The following is a 15,719-nucleotide window of genomic DNA, read 5'->3' as shown; positions in this document are numbered from 1 at the left end:
GGACCCTGCCCGACGAAAGGGAGAAGGATATGATGAATTTCGGAAAGACGGCTTTGCGTGGCGCTGCTTTCGCCTTTGCGATATTCGCCGTTCCCATGGCCATTGTGCCCTATGCCGGCCAGGCCTTCGCCGACAGCACCGTCAAGATTGTCGTCAACAAGACCCCCATCACCAATGACGATATCGCCAAGCGCGTCGCCTTCCTGAAGCTGCAGCGCCAGTCCGGTAACCTCAATGAAAAAGCACGTGAGCAGCTTGTCGATGAGGCGCTGAAGCGCGAAGAAATCGGCCGCGTGAAAATGTCGGTCAGCACCGACGATGTCGATGCGGCCTTCGCACGCTTTGCCGGCAACAACAAGATGACCCCGCAGCAACTGACGAAGGTGCTGTCGCAGGCGGGTGTCGGCGCCGACCATTTCAAGTCCTTCATCGCCATTCAGATGAGCTGGCCGCGTCTTGTCAACGCCCGTTATGGCGCCCGCGGCAAGATGTCGACGCAGGATCTCGTGACCCGCCTGAAGGAACGCGGCGACAAGCCCGTCACCACGGAATATTTCCTGCAGCAGGTCATTTTCGTCATCCCGGAATCGAAACGCAACGCCATTACCGGCAAGCGCAAGGCTGAGGCTGAAGCCTCGCGCAAGCGTTACCCCGGCTGCGACCAGGCCATGAGCTTCGCCGCGACCATGCGCGACGTGGCGATCAAGGACCTCGGCCGCATTCTGGCCCCCGAACTTCCGGAAGACTGGAAAGCTTTGGTGGAAAAGACCAAGGAAGGCGGCACCACCGGAACGCGCGTGACCGAAAAGGGCGTCGAATATCTGGCCATCTGCAAGCAGCGTCAGGTTTCCGACGACTATGCGGCGGAAATGGTGTTCAAGTCCGAAGACCTGATGAAGGCCAAGGACGGCGAAAACCCGAACGAAAAGAAATATATGGATGAGTTGCGCAAGAAGGCGCAGATCGTCAACACCTGATATTGATACAAGAGCCGGGTCTTTCCGTGACATATGCATCCCTGCCGCTTGCCCTGACACAGGGAGATCCAGCCGGTATCGGCCCCGACATCGCCATCACCGCCTGGGCAAAGCGCCGGGAGAGCGGCGTGCCGCCCTTCATCTTCATCGGCGACCCCGATGTGGTGGCGAGCCGTGCAGCGCTGATCGGCATTCCGGTCAATATCGAGACCTGCGATGCGGAGAATGCCGTCGGCCTGTTCGAACGCGCTTTCCCCATCCTCCCGCTTCCTGTCGGCTTCGAAGTGCAGGCGGGCCAGCCGCATGTCGGCGCGGCCCATGCCACGATCAAGGCCATCGAGACCGCCGTTTCCCTGACGGTCGAGGGCAAGGCTGCGGCCGTTGTCACCAATCCGATCGCGAAATCGGTGCTATACGAGGCGGGCTTCGGCTTCCCCGGTCATACGGAGTTTCTGGCCGATCTCGCCTTGCGCCAGACCGGCGAACAGGTGACGCCTGTCATGATGATTGCCGGACCCAAGGTCCGTGTCGTCCCGGTGACGATCCACATCCCCGTGAAAGACGTGCCGGCAGCCCTGACGGAAGAACTGATCGTCACGACCTGCCGGATCATCGATGCCGATCTCCGGCAAAAATTCGGCATCGAGGCGCCGCGTCTGGCGGTTGCCGGCCTCAACCCACATGCGGGTGAAGATGGCGCACTCGGCACCGAGGATCGCGATATCGTTCACCCGGCGACCATGCGGTTGCGGAAGGACGGGATCGATGCCTTCGGCCCCCTGCCCGCCGACACCATGTTCCACGATGCTGCCCGCAAGCGGTATGACGTGGCGGTGTGCATGTATCATGATCAGGCGCTGATCCCCGCCAAGGCGCTCGGCTTTGACGATTCCGTCAATGTCACGCTTGGGCTACCCTTCATCCGCACCTCGCCAGACCATGGCACTGCCTTCGGCATTGCAGGCCAGGGCATTGCCAATGAAGCGAGCCTTGTCGCGGCACTGAAGATGGCGGCGGAAATTTCCACCCGCAGCCGGGTTGGCGCATAATGGCGGCCATCGACGGACTGCCACCACTGCGCGATGTCATCCAGCGCCACGGGCTCGACGCGAAGAAATCGCTCGGTCAGAACTTCCTGTTCGACCTCAACCTCACCCAGAAGATTGCCAGAACGGCAGGGCCGCTCGACGGCGTGACGGTGATCGAGGTCGGTCCCGGTCCCGGCGGCCTCACCCGCGCCATTCTCTCGCTCGGGGCGAAAAAGATCATCGCCGTCGAACGCGACAGCCGCTGCCTGCCGGCGCTGGCGGAAATCGAGGCGCATTATCCCGGACGGCTCGAGGTCATCGAGGGCGACGCCCTCCATACCGATTTCGAGGCTCTGGCTCCCGCCGGTGAACCGGTGCGCATCATCGCCAACCTGCCCTACAATGTCGGCACGCAATTGCTGGTCAACTGGCTTTTGCCGAAACAATGGCCACCCTTCTGGCTTTCCATGACACTGATGTTCCAGAAGGAAGTCGGCCAGCGCATCGTGGCGGAAGAAGGCGACAATCATTATGGGCGTCTGGGCGTTCTCGCCGGCTGGCGCACGGTCGCGGAAATGGCCTTCGACGTCCCGCCACAGGCCTTCAGCCCGCCGCCAAAAGTGACCTCCACCGTCGTGCACCTGCTGCCGAAGGACAAGCCATTGCCCTGCGATGTTGCCAAGCTTGAAAAGGTCACGGAAGCCGCCTTCGGCCAGCGCCGCAAGATGCTGCGCCAGAGCGTGAAAAGCCTTGGCGGTGAAACCCTGCTGGAAAAAGCGGGCATCGATCCCACGCGGCGAGCGGAAACGCTGTCGGTGGAGGAATTCGTGACGTTGGCGAACTGCCTCTAAGGCTGGACCAGACACGAAAGCTTGACGACACGGGTTCCCTTCAGGTCCGCGACAGAACTTGATCTGTGGCGCGACCTATAAATTTCCGATGATGAATTTTCGACGATCACGCGCCACGGGAAACCGGTGACACGACCACCTCTGTTAACGTGGCTGGTTCGGAAGAAACCTTATGAAAAGCGCTGCCTATTTGGGAAATTTTCCGCTTTTCACCTTGAGTGACATGATCCAGACCACAATCACCAAGCCCGATCACAACCAGTGCTTGACTCCAAACATACAACTGTAAATTATATATCCATTCCTATTGTACATTTTCCACTTCACAGTTTCAAATATCAGGGGGATCGCGTGAAGATAAGTTATGTTTTGGCCATCTCGCTATTCACGCTTTCCTCATGTGTTAGCGTGACACCTACTTTCGATGAAGCGCTGATGAAGCACGTTGAGGCGCTAAACAACGATATCGATAAGATTGATGCCGCAGTATCTGCTGTTTACGAAGATAAAACACCGTTCTCCAAGGTCGAAGGCATATACGTCGACGCAGTATCAAATGTACGTTCGGCAATTTATATTGCCGAAGGCCGCGCAACTTACCTTCGCAACCGCGTTTCCGGTAGACCCGCCCAGATTATTCACAAAGCACTGCTGATCTGCCAGGAAGCGCTGATGACACAGTTGGCTGCTCATCGAAAAGCACCCTTTAACGTTGAGACCGCGTCCACATTCGCCACGAAGGAAGCCTGTAGCGTTCCGAAGTTGTTTGAAGCCCGGTTGAAGTGAGGTTCACATGGCAAAGGCACTAGATCTGGATAAATTTGAACCGAAAGATGCGTCGGAACTCTATAAGGGCATTCTGCAGCAGGTTTCAGCGGTTCTCATTTCGCACTTCAATGAAGTCAAAAATGAAATTGCCGTTCATATTAAGTCGATTGCGCAAAAGGCATGGCTAACGCAGGCAGGCCTCAAGAACGGTACGATTTCCAGAGAGCACGCGGATATGGCCATGCACACACAGGAACTGGCCCTCAGCAGCGTGCTGCTTTATTCTGAGTTCCTCGTTTACGAGACCGTCCAGACAGTTCTGAACGCGGTTTTTGGTGTGATCGGTGCTGCAATCAGAAACCTGACGGGCTTCGATCTTGCTTTTGGGCGCAGCTAACTGGAACAGGCCTAACAAATTATCCCATACTGCCCGGGCGATGGGTTCTTCCCATCCCGGCGGATGAGTTAGCTTACCGGAAGCGCTTAAAGCTTCGGCTCTTCCTCAAGCAGCGCCCGCACGAAATCGAACATGCCGTGGCGGCGGTCACGGCGGACGCGTTCGGCCTTCACGATTGCTTCGACGGCCTCGAAGGCGGCCTGCAGGTCGTCGTTGAGGATGACATAGTCATAATCGCGCCAGTGCTCGATTTCGGCACGGGAATTGAGGAGCCGGGTCTTGATGACCTCTTCGGTGTCTTCGGCGCGGCGATGCAGGCGCGATTGAAGTTCGGTCATGGTCGGCGGCAGGATGAAGATCGAAACGACGTCGGCTTTCATCTTGTCCTGCAGCTGCTCGGCGCCCTGCCAGTCGATATCGAACAGCATATCGCGACCGGCGGCCATGGCATCTTCCACCGGCCCGCGCGGCGTGCCGTAGAAATTGCCGTGAACTTCCGCCCATTCCAGCAGCGCATCGCTGTCCCGCAGACGCTCGAAATCGCGCTTGGAAATGAAATGGTAGTGGATACCGTCAATCTCGCTCTGGCGGCGCGGGCGCGTCGTAACGCTGACGGACAGGCCGATATTCTTGTCCTTGTCGAGCAGGTTGCGGGCAATCGTGGATTTGCCCGCGCCCGATGGCGAAGAAATCACCAGCATCAGCCCTCGGCGGGCAATCGTGACGGGAGAATTATTCACCGGGACCATGGGGTCTACTCCAGATTTTGGACCTGTTCGCGAAACTGGTCGATCACCACTTTCAGCTCTATGCCTGCTGCGGTTACCGCACTCGCATTCGATTTGGAACAGATTGTATTCGACTCGCGGTTAAATTCCTGTGCAAGAAAATCGAGCTTGCGGCCCACAGGGCCGCCATTGGTCAGCAGTTCCCGGGAAGCCTGAACATGGGCGTGCAACCGGTCGATCTCTTCGCGCAAATCCGCCTTGGTGGCAATCAGCGCCGCCTCGGCATGCAGGCGGTCGCGGTCGAGCCCGTGCAGGCCATCGCCGATAAGCGATATCTGCTGGGCAAGTCTTGCCGCGATCTGTTCCGGCTGACGGGACGGATCATTCTCGATGATGTCCACAAGCTGCTCTATGCGGTTGATATGGCCGGACAGGATGGCGAACAGCGACGCCCCTTCCCGCTCGCGCATGTCCTTCAGCTTCTCGACGGCAACCGCAAAACCGGCCAGCACATCGCTATTACGTGTGGCCTGCGCTTCCGCATCGTCTTCCGCCTCGCGAAAATCGACGAGACCCCGCAGTGTAAGCAACGTATCGAAGCTCAGCGGCTTGTCTTCAACGACATCACCAAGCTCCTTCTTAAGTGCCAGAACCGCAGCGAGCGCATCGCGGTTGATCACGGCCTCAAGCCGGTTTTCCGCAATGGCGAGCGTAAGCCCAGCCTGAATATTGCCGCGGGAAAGATGCTCGCCCGCGATTTCCCGCAAGGCGGTTTCCAGCGCTTCAAGACCGGTCGGCAGACGCAGGCGTACATCGAGCCCCTTGCCGTTCACGGACCGCAATTCCCACGCCCAGCGGTAACGGCCGGAGGTTCCTTCGCTGCGCGCAAAGCCGGTCATCGATTGCAATGTCATATCTGGAAGCCCCCCGTCATGCCGTACAAAACCGGGCCCTGTGGATCACAGGGCCCGGTCGAGATTATCAGTTGTTGGCGGGTTTTTCCGCCTCGGCCCCGCCCGGCTGACCATCCACGACAACATCGGGATTGGCGCCGGAAGCAGCCTTCTCAGCCTCGATCTTGCGCCAGCGGCGCACATTGGCGTTGTGCTCTTCCAGCGTCTTGGCAAAGACGTGGCCGCCGGTGCCATCGGCAACGAAATAAAGGTCATCCGTGCGCCAGGGATTGGCAACGGCCTCAAGCGCCGCCCGGCCCGGATTGGCGATTGGAGACGGCGGCAGGCCCTTGATGACATAGGTGTTGAACGGCGTCTGCTTCTGCAGGTCAGACTGGTAGATCGGGCGATCGGACGGTTTGCCATCGCCACCGAACAGACCGTAGATGATCGTCGGGTCGGATTGCAGGCGCATGCCCTTCTTCAGACGGTTGTAGAAAACGGAAGCAACATGGGCGCGCTCGTCATCCTTGCCGGTTTCCTTCTCGACGATCGAGGCAAGCGTGACAAATTCCTCGATGGTCTTGATCGGCAGGTCAGGATCGCGCCGCTCCCAGATCATGTCGATCAGCTTGTCCTGCGCCGCACTCATCTGGTTGATGATTTCTTCGCGCTTGGTGCCGCGGGTAAAGCGATAGGTATCGGGGCGCAGGCTGCCTTCCGGCGGCAGGGCCGAGGGCAATTCGCCGTCCAGCACTTCGTCTGCTCCAAGGCGCGCGAACATCTGCTTCACGGTCAGGCCTTCCGGCAGCGACACGGAATAAAGGATCGATTTGCCGGACTCCAGCAACATCATGATGTCCTTCATCGACGCACCGGCCTTGATCTCGTATTCGCCAGCCTTCAGCGTCTGGTCCTTTTGCAGGTAGCTGCCGGTCATCAGACGGAAGACGCGGGCGTTGGAGACGACGTCGTTGCGCTCGAGATTATTGGCGATCTCGATGATGCCGGCACCATTGCGCACCGTGAAATGGGTGTTCGTCTGAAGCGGACCGGGCTCCTGGAACGCATTGATCATGTAATAGAAAGCGGCAATGGCCAGCACACAGACCGCGACTGCAAGCGTCATCAGAAAATTCAGAAAGATTACAAGCTGGCCATGGGCCTTGCGGGAGCGCTTGGGCGGCGCCGGTACTTTTTCCGGCCGCAAGGCTTCCGTCGGGGATTTCGGAATGATCGGGCCGCGATTGCCTTCGCCCGCGCCGTTCTGTCCGTATGGTCCCTGGCTGTTCTGGTTCGTGTCGCTCACCGTCGGTCCTTTTCAGTTCGGCGTTGTCAGCGCTTTTTGCGCAGGTAATGCGGCAAAAACAGGTTCGGAATGCCTTCCTGCACCACATGGAGATATCGTGAAGCATATCTTTCCGCTTCACGAACATCGTTTCGGACAAAGCCGATGGAGGAAGCAGCCTGCGGCCAGAAATCACCCCGAACCGGCAAACGCTTCATAAACGACTACAATATCGGCGCGAAAACCGGAATGACTTTCGCAAGCCTCAATGCGTTCTTCAAAGGAAAGAACGGCCTTCGTCAGCACCCGGTGGGAGGGCGCCAGCGCGGCGGCAGAGCCGCCGCCGGGGATTATGCTTCGTAACGACGCAGCACGAGGGAGGCGTTGGTACCGCCGAAACCGAAGGAATTCGAAAGCGCCACGTTGACCTGCCGCTTGCGCGCCTTGTGCGGCACCAGGTCGATCTTCGTCTCGACATCGGGATTGTCGAGGTTCAGCGTCGGCGGAACGATGTTGTCGCGGATCGCAAGCGTGGCGAAGATTGCCTCGATAGCGCCCGCCGCACCAAGAAGATGGCCGGTGGCCGACTTGGTGGAAGACATCGAAATCTTCGCGGCCGATTCGCCGACGAGCCGTTCGACCGCGCCGAGCTCGATCGTATCCGCCATGGTGGAAGTACCATGGGCGTTGATGTAATCGATATCATCAGGCGTCAGGCCGGCGCGCTTCAGCGCCATCGACATGCAGCGATAGGCGCCTTCACCATCCTCGGACGGAGCGGTGATGTGATAGGCATCACCGGAAAGGCCGTAACCGACGACTTCGGCATAAATCTTCGCGCCGCGCGCCTTGGCGTGTTCCAGCTCTTCCAGAACGACGATGCCCGCACCTTCACCCATGACGAAACCGTCGCGGTCACGGTCATAGGGGCGCGAGGCCTTCTGCGGATCGTCATTATGCTGGGTTGAAAGCGCTTTGCAGGCGGCGAAGCCGGCAAGCGCGATGCGGCAGACCGGCGATTCAGCGCCACCGGCGACCATGACGTCTGCATCGCCGAGTGCGATCAGACGGGCGGCATCGCCAATGGCGTGCGCACCGGTCGAGCAGGCCGTCACCACCGCATGGTTCGGTCCGCGCAGCTTGTGGCGGATGGAAACCTGGCCGGATACGAGGTTGATCAGACGGCCGGGAATGAAGAAGGGAGAAATGCGCCGCGGGCCCTTGTCGCGCAGGGTATAGCCCGCCTCGACAATACCTTCCAGGCCGCCGATGCCGGAGCCGATCATAACGCCGGTGGCGATCTGGTCCTCGTCCGTTTCCGGGTGCCAGTCCGCGTCGGCAAGCGCCATGTCGGCGGCAGCCATGCCGTACAGGATGAAAGGATCGATCTTGCGCTGTTCCTTGGGTTCCATCCAGTCATCGGCATTGAAGGTGCCGTTGGAACCATCGCCTACGGGAATACGGCAGGCGATCTTTGCCGGAAGGTCTTCGACTTCGAATTCAGTCACGAGACGGGCGCCGTTATGGCCGGCCAAAAGCCGTTCCCAGGTCACTTCCGTCCCACATCCAAGAGGAGATACCATGCCGGTACCGGTGATAACGACACGCCTCATCGCCAACGCTCCGCCCTTATCCAAATCATCGGTCTTCATGCAACGCCGGACATCAGGGATGTTCATTCGATGTTGCAGTATTTCAAATGTCAGCATGATGGCTGCGGGCGCCGTTTCCGGCCCGTGACCTCATGCATCGCCCGGAACACGCGCCGCCTGGGGCATGTACCGTCTGCCTATAAAACATTGGCCCGGACGAGCCGGGCCAAGGACGGGAGGATATTGCACCTCCCCCATGAAGGTCGATCAGGCCTGGGCCTTCTCGATGAACTTTACGGCGTCGCCGACAGTCAGGATCGAGTCAGCTGCGTCGTCGGGAATTTCGACGCCGAATTCTTCTTCGAAAGCCATGACCAGTTCAACGGTATCGAGCGAATCAGCGCCCAGATCGTCAATGAAGCTAGCGCCTTCAACAACCTTGTCGGCGTCAACGCCAAGATGATCAATTACAATTTTCTTTACGCGTTCTGCGATATCGCTCATGTCGGTTTCCTCGACCTTTATTTTGAAGGGAATGCCTTACGGCACCCTGCCCTGTTAGAAGCCCTCATGCGCCGTTCAAATCCGGCACTGCTGGCAAACCCGTTCAACCCGGTCCAAGCTAGACATCGTCACGCAAAATCGCAACGGCTTCCTGTCTCTCCGGGACGACTGTTCACAGTCTTGGCCCGCTTAACATGGTTTCAATCGGTCGAAAAGCCTGAAAACGCGCTAAGCACAGCGTATGACAGGCTATTTCGCCGAAAACCAGTCGGCGGGGCTTGCGGCGCCAGCTACCCAAGAAGGTGCTTAAACAGCGCCGCAATCCTTTTCATGACGGCCTCATGCGCCGTCAGATCATCGCCATGCCGCCATTGACGTGCAGGGTCTGGCCAGTCATGTAACCTGCCTCATTGGAAGCCAGGTAAAGAACGGCCGATGCGACTTCCGCACCGGTTCCCATGCGCTTCATCGGAATGGCGCCCATAATGGCGTCTTTCTGCTTGTCGTTCAGCTTGTCGGTCATGGCGCTTTCGATGAAGCCGGGCGCCACGCAGTTGACGGTGACGTTGCGGGTGGCGATTTCCTGCGCCAGCGACTTCGAAAAACCGATCATGCCGGCCTTGGAGGCGCAGTAGTTGGCCTGGCCAGGATTGCCGGTGACACCGACGATGGAGGTGATGTTGATGATGCGGCCGAAACGGCGGCGCATCATCGGATGTGTCAGCTCGCGCGTCAGGCGGAACATCGCCGTCAGGTTCACTTCGATGACGTTATCCCAGTCCTCGTCGCTCATGCGCACGAAGAGGCCGTCCTTGGTGATGCCGGCATTGTTGACGAGGATATCCACGCCTTCCAGCTCGGCTTCGGCCTTTTCGCCGAGCGCCTTTACCTCGGCTCGGTCGGCAAGGTTAGCCGGGAAAATCTTGACGCGGTCGCCAAGTTCCGCCGCCAGCGCTTCAAGCTTTTCAACGCGGGTGCCGTGCAGGCCGACGGTTGCGCCCTGGCTGTGGAGAAGGCGGGCGATTTCTTCGCCGATGCCGCCGGTCGCGCCGGTTACGAGAGCCTTGCGGCCTGTCAGATCTAACATGTTCCGTTCCTTCTTTAGAGCAACTCCGCAAAGCCTTTTAACGGAATTGCATCGGGAATTATCGTAAAACAAAAGGCCGTTACGGGGCGAAGCCCGTCTCAGCCGATAAGAGTGGCGAGAAGCTGGTCGATATCGGCAGCGCCGTTGACGGCAACGCCGTTCACCGTCTTGTCGATGCGGCGGGCAAGGCCCGTCAGCACCTTGCCGGAACCGATCTCATACAGCTGCGTGACATTGTTGGCGGCGAACCATTCCACCGTCTCGCGCCAGCGCACCTGGCCCGTTACCTGCTCGACCAGCAAAGCGGCGATCTCATTGGCATCGGAAACGGGTGTGGCGCGCACATTGGCGACAACGGGCACGACCGGGTTGTGTTTTTCGACCTTGGCCAGCGCCTCGCGCATGGCTTCCGCCGCCGGCGCCATCAGTGCGGAGTGGAAGGGTGCCGAGACCGGCAGCATGATGGCGCGCTTGGCGCCCTTTTCGGAAGCGATCGCCGCCGCCTTTTCAACGGCAGCCTTGCCGCCGGAAATAACCAGCTGGCCACCGCCATTGTCATTAGCGATTTGGCAGACACCGAGGATGCCGGCTTCCTCGCAGATTGCGGACACCGCATCATGCTCCAGTCCGATGATCGCAGCCATCGCGCCCTCGCCGACCGGCACGGCGGCCTGCATGGCATTGCCGCGGATACGCAGAAGACGGGCGGTATCGGCAACCGAGAAGGTGCCGGCGGCACAGAGCGCCGAATATTCGCCGAGCGAATGGCCGGCTACATAAGAAACCGTATCGGACAGTTTGAAGCCGCGCGCTTCGAGAACCCGCATGACCGCCATGGACACGGCCATCAGCGCCGGCTGGGCATTGGCCGTCAGCGTCAGCGTCTCTTCCGGGCCGTTCCACATGATATCGGAAAGCTTCTGGTCGAGCGCCTCGTCGACCTCCTGAAACACGGCGCGCGCTTCCGGATAGGTATCCGCCAGCTCCTTGCCCATGCCGACGGCCTGGCTTCCCTGACCGGGAAATGTGAATGCAATACCCATGGGATGTCGTCCTTCTTGTCTGGCCTTGCCTTTATTCTTTCGGACTTCCATTCACATTCCCGCCAGCGAAGTCAAGGCTTGAAGCCCTATGGCAGGCCTTTGTCAGGGATTTTGCCGACCTGTTTTCCCCTTTCTTTTCATCATATTTTTTCTTGCACTGCGGCAAATCCCCATTACTTTCACCCCACCTTCCAAAACTCGTCAAAGCACCGGGACCTCTCCATGAAACAGAATCTACTGGGACGCACGGGCATCTCCGTGTCCGAAATCTGCCTCGGCACCATGACGTGGGGCACGCAGAACACCGAAGCAGAAGCCCATCAGCAGATGGACTATGCCATCGAAAACGGCGTCAATTTCTTCGATACGGCCGAGCTTTATCCCACCACCCCCGTTTCCGCCGAAACGCAGGGCCGGACCGAGGAATATATCGGCAGCTGGTTCGAAAAGACCGGCAGGCGCGATCAGGTCGTGCTCGCCACCAAGGTCGCCGGCTCCGGGCGAGATTATATTCGCGGCGGCCGCGATATCGACTCCGCCGCCATCCGCGAGGCGGTGGATACCAGCCTCAAGCGGCTGAAGACCGACTACATCGACCTCTACCAGGTTCACTGGCCGAATCGCGGCACCTACCATTTCCGTGGCGCATGGGGCTTCGACGCCTCCGGTCAGGACAAGAAGCGCACGCTTGCCGAAATCACCGAAAAGCTGGAGACGCTCGGAGAACTGGTGAAGGCCGGCAAGATCCGCGCCATTGGCCTCTCCAACGAAAGCGCCTGGGGCACGCAGAAATATATCGACATCGCGGAAGCGAACGGCCTGCCGCGCGTCGCCACCATTCAGAACGAATATAACCTGCTGTACCGCAGCTTCGATCTCGACATGGCGGAAGTCGCCCATCACGAAGATGTCGGCCTGCTCGCCTATTCGCCGCTTGCGGCGGGTCTGCTGACCGGCAAATACCAGAACGGCGCGCGCCCGGCGGGATCACGCGCCTCCATCAACAAGGATCTCGGCGGCCGGTTGCAGCCGCTGCAGGAAGCGCCGGTCAAGGCCTATCTAAAGCTTGCCGCCGAGCATGGGATCGATCCGGCCCAACTCGCCATCGCCTTCTGCCTGACACGCCCCTTCATGGCCTCGGCCATCATCGGCGCGACGACGATGGAGCAGTTGAAGGTGGATATCGCAGCGGCGGATGTGACGCTGTCAGAAGAGGTGCTGACGGGTATTGCCGCGATCCATCGGCAATATCCGATGGCGATCTGAGGTAGCTGGTTGCCATGGCCGTCCCCGAAAGCGCAACGGAACTGCGAACTGCAATCGAAAGCAGTTTTGAAAAGCTGATGCGCGAATTGGAAACAGTCCCGGTGGACCTTGCCGGGACGAGGGACATGGACGGCCATGCAGCCGGTACGCTGATGAGCGTCAACGACCTCGTCGCCTATCTGATTGGCTGGGGAGAGCTGGTGCTGAAGTGGATATCCCTTCGTGCCGAAGGTCGTGAACCGGATTTTCCCGAAACAGGCTATAAGTGGAATGCGCTGGGAGCCTTGGCGCAGAAATTCTATGGCGACTACGTCTCCCTGTCTTTCGCCGAACGGCAGGAGCGACTGGACAGTGTGAAAAGACGGATCATCGACGCCATCAACACATATGATCCGCATCAGCTTTACGCCCCCGGCTGGTACGGCAAATGGTCGCTTGGCCGTATGATCCAGTTCAACACGTCCTCGCCCTACGTTAACGCCCGCGGACGGCTGCGAAAATGGAAGAAAGCCAGAGGAATAGCCTGATTTTGCGGTGCGGGGTTGTTTTCTGCGGAAAAATCCGTATAAGCGCGCTGTTCACAACACCCGGTCCAATTGGCTGGTGGCTGAACGGAGGGCTGGTTCCGGCAACGGAACAGCAGGAACCATAAGGTTTTTCCGGCCTCCCGTGTCTCCGCTCTCGACCGTCTCGAACAACGCTTTTCTTGCTTTAAGGCCTTCACGCCTTTTCAGGAGCAGTCGTTGAGGCTTAGCGCCGTTGCCGGGTGGAGGACGAAACGCAAGAAAGGCAAAGCTTAAATGGCTCTTTACGAACACATCTTCCTTGCCCGGCAGGATATTTCTGCCCAGCAGGTCGACGCACTTGTCGAGCAGTACAAGGGCGTTATCGAATCGTTCGGCGGTAAAGTCGGACGCGTCGAGAACTGGGGTCTGAAGTCCCTCACCTACCGCATCAAGAAGAACCGCAAGGCTCACTACGCTCTCATGGACATCGACGCTCCGGCGGCCGCCATCCATGAAGTCGAGCGCCAGATGCGCATCAACGAAGACGTTCTTCGCTACATGACCATCGCCGTCGAAGCCCACGAAGAAGGCCCGTCCGCGATGATGCAGAAGCGCGATCGCGACGACCGTCCGCGCCGTGACGGCGACCGTCCGGACCGTGGCCCGCGTGAAGATCGTGGTCCCCGCGCACCGCGCGAAGGTGGCTTCGGCGACCGTGAAGACCGTCCGCGCCGTCCGCGCGAAGACCGTGCATAAGAAGGAGTTTTGACCAATGGCTGACGCATCCTCTTCCCAGGCACGCCGCCCGTTCCACCGCCGTCGCAAGACGTGCCCCTTCTCCGGCGCCAACGCTCCGAAGATCGACTACAAGGACGTACGTCTCCTGCAGCGCTACATTTCCGAGCGCGGCAAGATCGTTCCGTCCCGCATCACGGCCGTTTCCCAGAAGAAGCAGCGCGAACTCGCCCAGGCGATCAAGCGCGCCCGCTTCCTCGGCCTGCTGCCCTACGTTGTAGCGTAATGAATTAAAGCGAGGCTGCGGTTTATCGCAGCCTCGTTTTTCTCGAGCAGCTGACTCTTAATCAGCGGGTCGAAAATTATAATCCTTCCGCGTTGGGCGCGGATCGATACTCTAAAAACCCATGTTGGGGATGAGGCTCTCAGGAGCGATCCTCTAACTGCTTAAGTTTCAGCAGGACAGCGAAGTGCAGAAGTTGAACCAGACAGTGCTGATCTCCGGCGTTCTCGCCGGCATATGCGCCGCGTTTCTGACGCTTGGCGCAACGGCACAGTCGTCTCTGTCCTTCCTGCTTTATGCCGGTTCCGCCATGCCGATCTTCATCGCCGGCATGGGCTGGGGCAACCGCGCCGCCATTATCGCGATCATCACCACCGCCCTCATCGGCGCGCTAGTCATGTCGCCGCTTTTTGCGCTGACCATTGCGATCTTCACGCTGATCCCGGCGGGCTGGCTTTCGCACCTCGCCAATCTGGCGCGCCCGGCCTCCGAACTCGGCGGCCCGGATGATCTGCTTGCCTGGTATCCGCTTTCCGGCATCGTCCTGCATCTGTGCATTCTGGTTTCCGTCGCCGTCGTCATTCTCGGCTGGATGATCGGTTACGGTCCCGATCTCGTCACGCGTATGATCGACATGATTATGACCTCGGTTCAGAACAGCGAACCGTTGTTCGAACCCAATGTCGAGGCACTGGCGCGGACGAAGTCCCTGTTTGTACTTCTGCTGCCGATCGTTCAGGGCGGTCTCTGGGTCATCCTGCTGTTTGCCGCCTATTATTTCGCGACGCGAGTGGTCGGCACCTTCGGCAAGGGTCTGCGCCCGCGCGAGGACATTGCCTCTGCGCTGCGCATGCACCGCAACGCCATCTTCATCTTCCTCGCCGGCATCGTCGCCATCTTCCTCGGCGGCGTCGCGGCCATGGTCGGCGCAGTCATCTGCGGCACCTTCGGCGCGGGCTTCCTGATGGCGGGTTACGCCTCGTTGCACAAGCGCGCCCGCGGCAAGGACTGGCGGCTGCCGGTTCTCATTCTCGCATATCTTTCGGCGGTCTTTGTCTTTCCGCTGTTCATCATTCTCGTGTTCGGCCTGAGCGACGTGCGCAGCACGATCTCTCTTACACCGGCGCGGAAAACCGACAATTCGAACGAAACCAAACCATAGAAAGGATCAAGAAGATGGACGTCATTCTTCTCGAACGCATCAACAAGCTCGGCCAGATGGGCGAAACCGTAAAGGTTCGCGACGGCTACGCCCGTAACTTCCTGCTGCCGCAGGGCAAGGCGCTGCGCGCCAACGCCACCAACAAGGCACGTTTCGAAACCGAGCGCGCAACGCTCGAAGCCCGTAACCTCGAGCGCAAGTCGGAAGCCCAGAAGGTTGCCGAAGCACTCGAAGGCAAGTCCTTCATCGTCGTCCGTTCGGCTGGCGAAACCGGCCAGCTCTACGGCTCTGTCGCTGCTCGTGACGTCGTTGAAATCCTGGCTGCCGAAGGCTTCAACATCGGCCGCAACCAGGTTGAACTGAACACGCCGATCAAGACCATCGGCCTGCACAACGTCACCCTGCACCTGCATGCCGAAGTCGAGCTGCAGGTTGAGCTGAACGTTGCCCGTTCGGCTGAAGAAGCAGAACGTCAGGCCAAGGGCGAAAGCCTCACCTCCGCTGACGCCATCTACGGCGTTGACGAAGACGCACTGCGTCCGGAAGACTTCTTCGATCCGGAAGCTGATCGCGACGGCGACGACGAATAAGATTTGGCTTAAAGGTCAAAG

Annotated in this window: 19 protein-coding genes; 12 read left to right on the top strand and 7 right to left on the bottom strand. The window is 59.3% G+C overall.

The genetic code is table 11. From position 1 onward, the window contains the following. Window positions 1–29: 29 nt before the first annotated feature. The 5 genes from DA915_RS05600 (at window position 30) to DA915_RS05580 (ending at window position 4,021) form a co-directional block, all read left to right on the top strand. On the top strand, window positions 30–977 hold the full coding sequence (locus DA915_RS05600; protein ID WP_003502094.1) for a peptidylprolyl isomerase: 948 nt from the start codon (window positions 30–32) through the stop codon (window positions 975–977). A gap of 26 nt (window positions 978–1,003) precedes the next feature. Then, window positions 1,004–2,026: a 4-hydroxythreonine-4-phosphate dehydrogenase PdxA gene (gene pdxA / locus DA915_RS05595; protein WP_107675450.1), complete on the top strand. Its 1,023-nt coding sequence runs from the start codon at window positions 1,004–1,006 to the stop codon at window positions 2,024–2,026. Then, a complete protein-coding gene (gene rsmA, locus DA915_RS05590) occupies window positions 2,026–2,856 on the top strand; it encodes a 16S rRNA (adenine(1518)-N(6)/adenine(1519)-N(6))-dimethyltransferase RsmA (RefSeq protein WP_107675345.1) in 831 nt (276 codons plus the stop codon). The genes pdxA and rsmA overlap by 1 nt, the downstream gene beginning before the upstream one ends. Window positions 2,857–3,207: 351 nt before the next feature. Next, entirely contained in the window at window positions 3,208–3,642 is a 435-nt protein-coding gene (locus DA915_RS05585) for a hypothetical protein (protein WP_223568481.1), read from the top strand. 7 nt (window positions 3,643–3,649) lie between these two features. After that, complete coding sequence (locus tag DA915_RS05580; RefSeq protein ID WP_060724031.1) at window positions 3,650–4,021, top strand: hypothetical protein; 372 nt, start codon at window positions 3,650–3,652, stop codon at window positions 4,019–4,021. A gap of 86 nt (window positions 4,022–4,107) precedes the next feature. Here the strand turns inward: DA915_RS05580 and gmk are convergent, their stop codons facing one another. From gmk to mltG, 3 genes are all read right to left on the bottom strand, one after another. Next, the gene (gene gmk / locus DA915_RS05575; protein WP_003502089.1) at window positions 4,108–4,770 is read right to left on the bottom strand and encodes a guanylate kinase; all 663 of its coding nucleotides are present in this window, start codon (window positions 4,768–4,770) and stop codon (window positions 4,108–4,110) included. A gap of 5 nt (window positions 4,771–4,775) precedes the next feature. Continuing rightward, on the bottom strand, window positions 4,776–5,663 hold the full coding sequence (locus DA915_RS05570) for a YicC/YloC family endoribonuclease (protein ID WP_020810362.1): 888 nt from the start codon (window positions 5,661–5,663) through the stop codon (window positions 4,776–4,778). A 67-nt stretch (window positions 5,664–5,730) separates the two neighbouring features. Then, the gene (gene mltG, locus DA915_RS05565; RefSeq protein ID WP_003502086.1) at window positions 5,731–6,951 is read right to left on the bottom strand and encodes an endolytic transglycosylase MltG; all 1,221 of its coding nucleotides are present in this window, start codon (window positions 6,949–6,951) and stop codon (window positions 5,731–5,733) included. Window positions 6,952–7,095: 144 nt separating this feature from the next. Here mltG and DA915_RS28820 point away from each other — a divergent pair, with 144 nt between their 5' ends. Beyond that, a complete protein-coding gene (locus tag DA915_RS28820) occupies window positions 7,096–7,293 on the top strand; it encodes a hypothetical protein (protein ID WP_192886417.1) in 198 nt (65 codons plus the stop codon). Here the strand turns inward: DA915_RS28820 and fabF are convergent. The 4 genes from fabF to fabD form a co-directional block, all read right to left on the bottom strand. After that, window positions 7,281–8,543 carry a beta-ketoacyl-ACP synthase II gene (gene fabF / locus DA915_RS05555; RefSeq protein WP_003502082.1) on the bottom strand — a complete coding sequence of 421 codons (1,263 nt, stop codon included), beginning with the start codon at window positions 8,541–8,543 and terminating at the stop codon, window positions 7,281–7,283. The two genes, DA915_RS28820 and fabF, sit on opposite strands and share 13 nt — an antisense overlap. A 246-nt stretch (window positions 8,544–8,789) precedes the next feature. Continuing rightward, entirely contained in the window at window positions 8,790–9,026 is a 237-nt protein-coding gene (locus DA915_RS05550; RefSeq protein ID WP_003502080.1) for an acyl carrier protein, read from the bottom strand. A gap of 349 nt (window positions 9,027–9,375) precedes the next feature. Beyond that, window positions 9,376–10,113, bottom strand: a complete 738-nt coding sequence (fabG, locus tag DA915_RS05545) for a 3-oxoacyl-[acyl-carrier-protein] reductase (protein WP_107675344.1) — start codon at window positions 10,111–10,113, stop codon at window positions 9,376–9,378. A gap of 98 nt (window positions 10,114–10,211) precedes the next feature. Continuing rightward, window positions 10,212–11,156, bottom strand: a complete 945-nt coding sequence (gene fabD, locus DA915_RS05540; protein ID WP_003502070.1) for an ACP S-malonyltransferase — start codon at window positions 11,154–11,156, stop codon at window positions 10,212–10,214. Between the two features lie 222 nt (window positions 11,157–11,378). Between fabD and DA915_RS05535 the strand changes: the two genes are divergently transcribed. The 6 genes from DA915_RS05535 (at window position 11,379) to rplI (ending at window position 15,698) form a co-directional block, all read left to right on the top strand. Continuing rightward, window positions 11,379–12,422, top strand: coding sequence for an aldo/keto reductase (locus tag DA915_RS05535; protein ID WP_107675343.1), 1,044 nt, complete (start codon window positions 11,379–11,381; stop codon window positions 12,420–12,422). Between the two features lie 14 nt (window positions 12,423–12,436). Further along, complete coding sequence (locus DA915_RS05530; RefSeq protein ID WP_003502066.1) at window positions 12,437–12,949, top strand: ClbS/DfsB family four-helix bundle protein; 513 nt, start codon at window positions 12,437–12,439, stop codon at window positions 12,947–12,949. A 273-nt stretch (window positions 12,950–13,222) separates the two neighbouring features. Beyond that, window positions 13,223–13,684 (top strand): 30S ribosomal protein S6, encoded by a 462-nt coding sequence (gene rpsF, locus DA915_RS05520; RefSeq protein WP_003502065.1) that lies wholly within the window; start codon window positions 13,223–13,225, stop codon window positions 13,682–13,684. 16 nt (window positions 13,685–13,700) lie between these two features. After that, complete coding sequence (gene rpsR / locus DA915_RS05515) at window positions 13,701–13,949, top strand: 30S ribosomal protein S18 (protein ID WP_003502063.1); 249 nt, start codon at window positions 13,701–13,703, stop codon at window positions 13,947–13,949. A gap of 184 nt (window positions 13,950–14,133) precedes the next feature. After that, a complete protein-coding gene (locus tag DA915_RS05510) occupies window positions 14,134–15,108 on the top strand; it encodes a DUF2232 domain-containing protein (protein ID WP_107675342.1) in 975 nt (324 codons plus the stop codon). Window positions 15,109–15,122: 14 nt separating this feature from the next. Next, on the top strand, window positions 15,123–15,698 hold the full coding sequence (rplI, locus tag DA915_RS05505; protein ID WP_003502059.1) for a 50S ribosomal protein L9: 576 nt from the start codon (window positions 15,123–15,125) through the stop codon (window positions 15,696–15,698). The last annotated feature ends 21 nt before the right edge of the window (window positions 15,699–15,719 follow it).

Source organism: Agrobacterium sp. LAD9 (assembly GCF_003031125.1).
Taxonomy (GTDB): Bacteria; Pseudomonadota; Alphaproteobacteria; order Rhizobiales; family Rhizobiaceae; genus Agrobacterium; species Agrobacterium radiobacter.
Note: the sequence above shows the minus strand (reverse complement) of the source record. Positions and strands in the feature narration are given on the sequence as shown.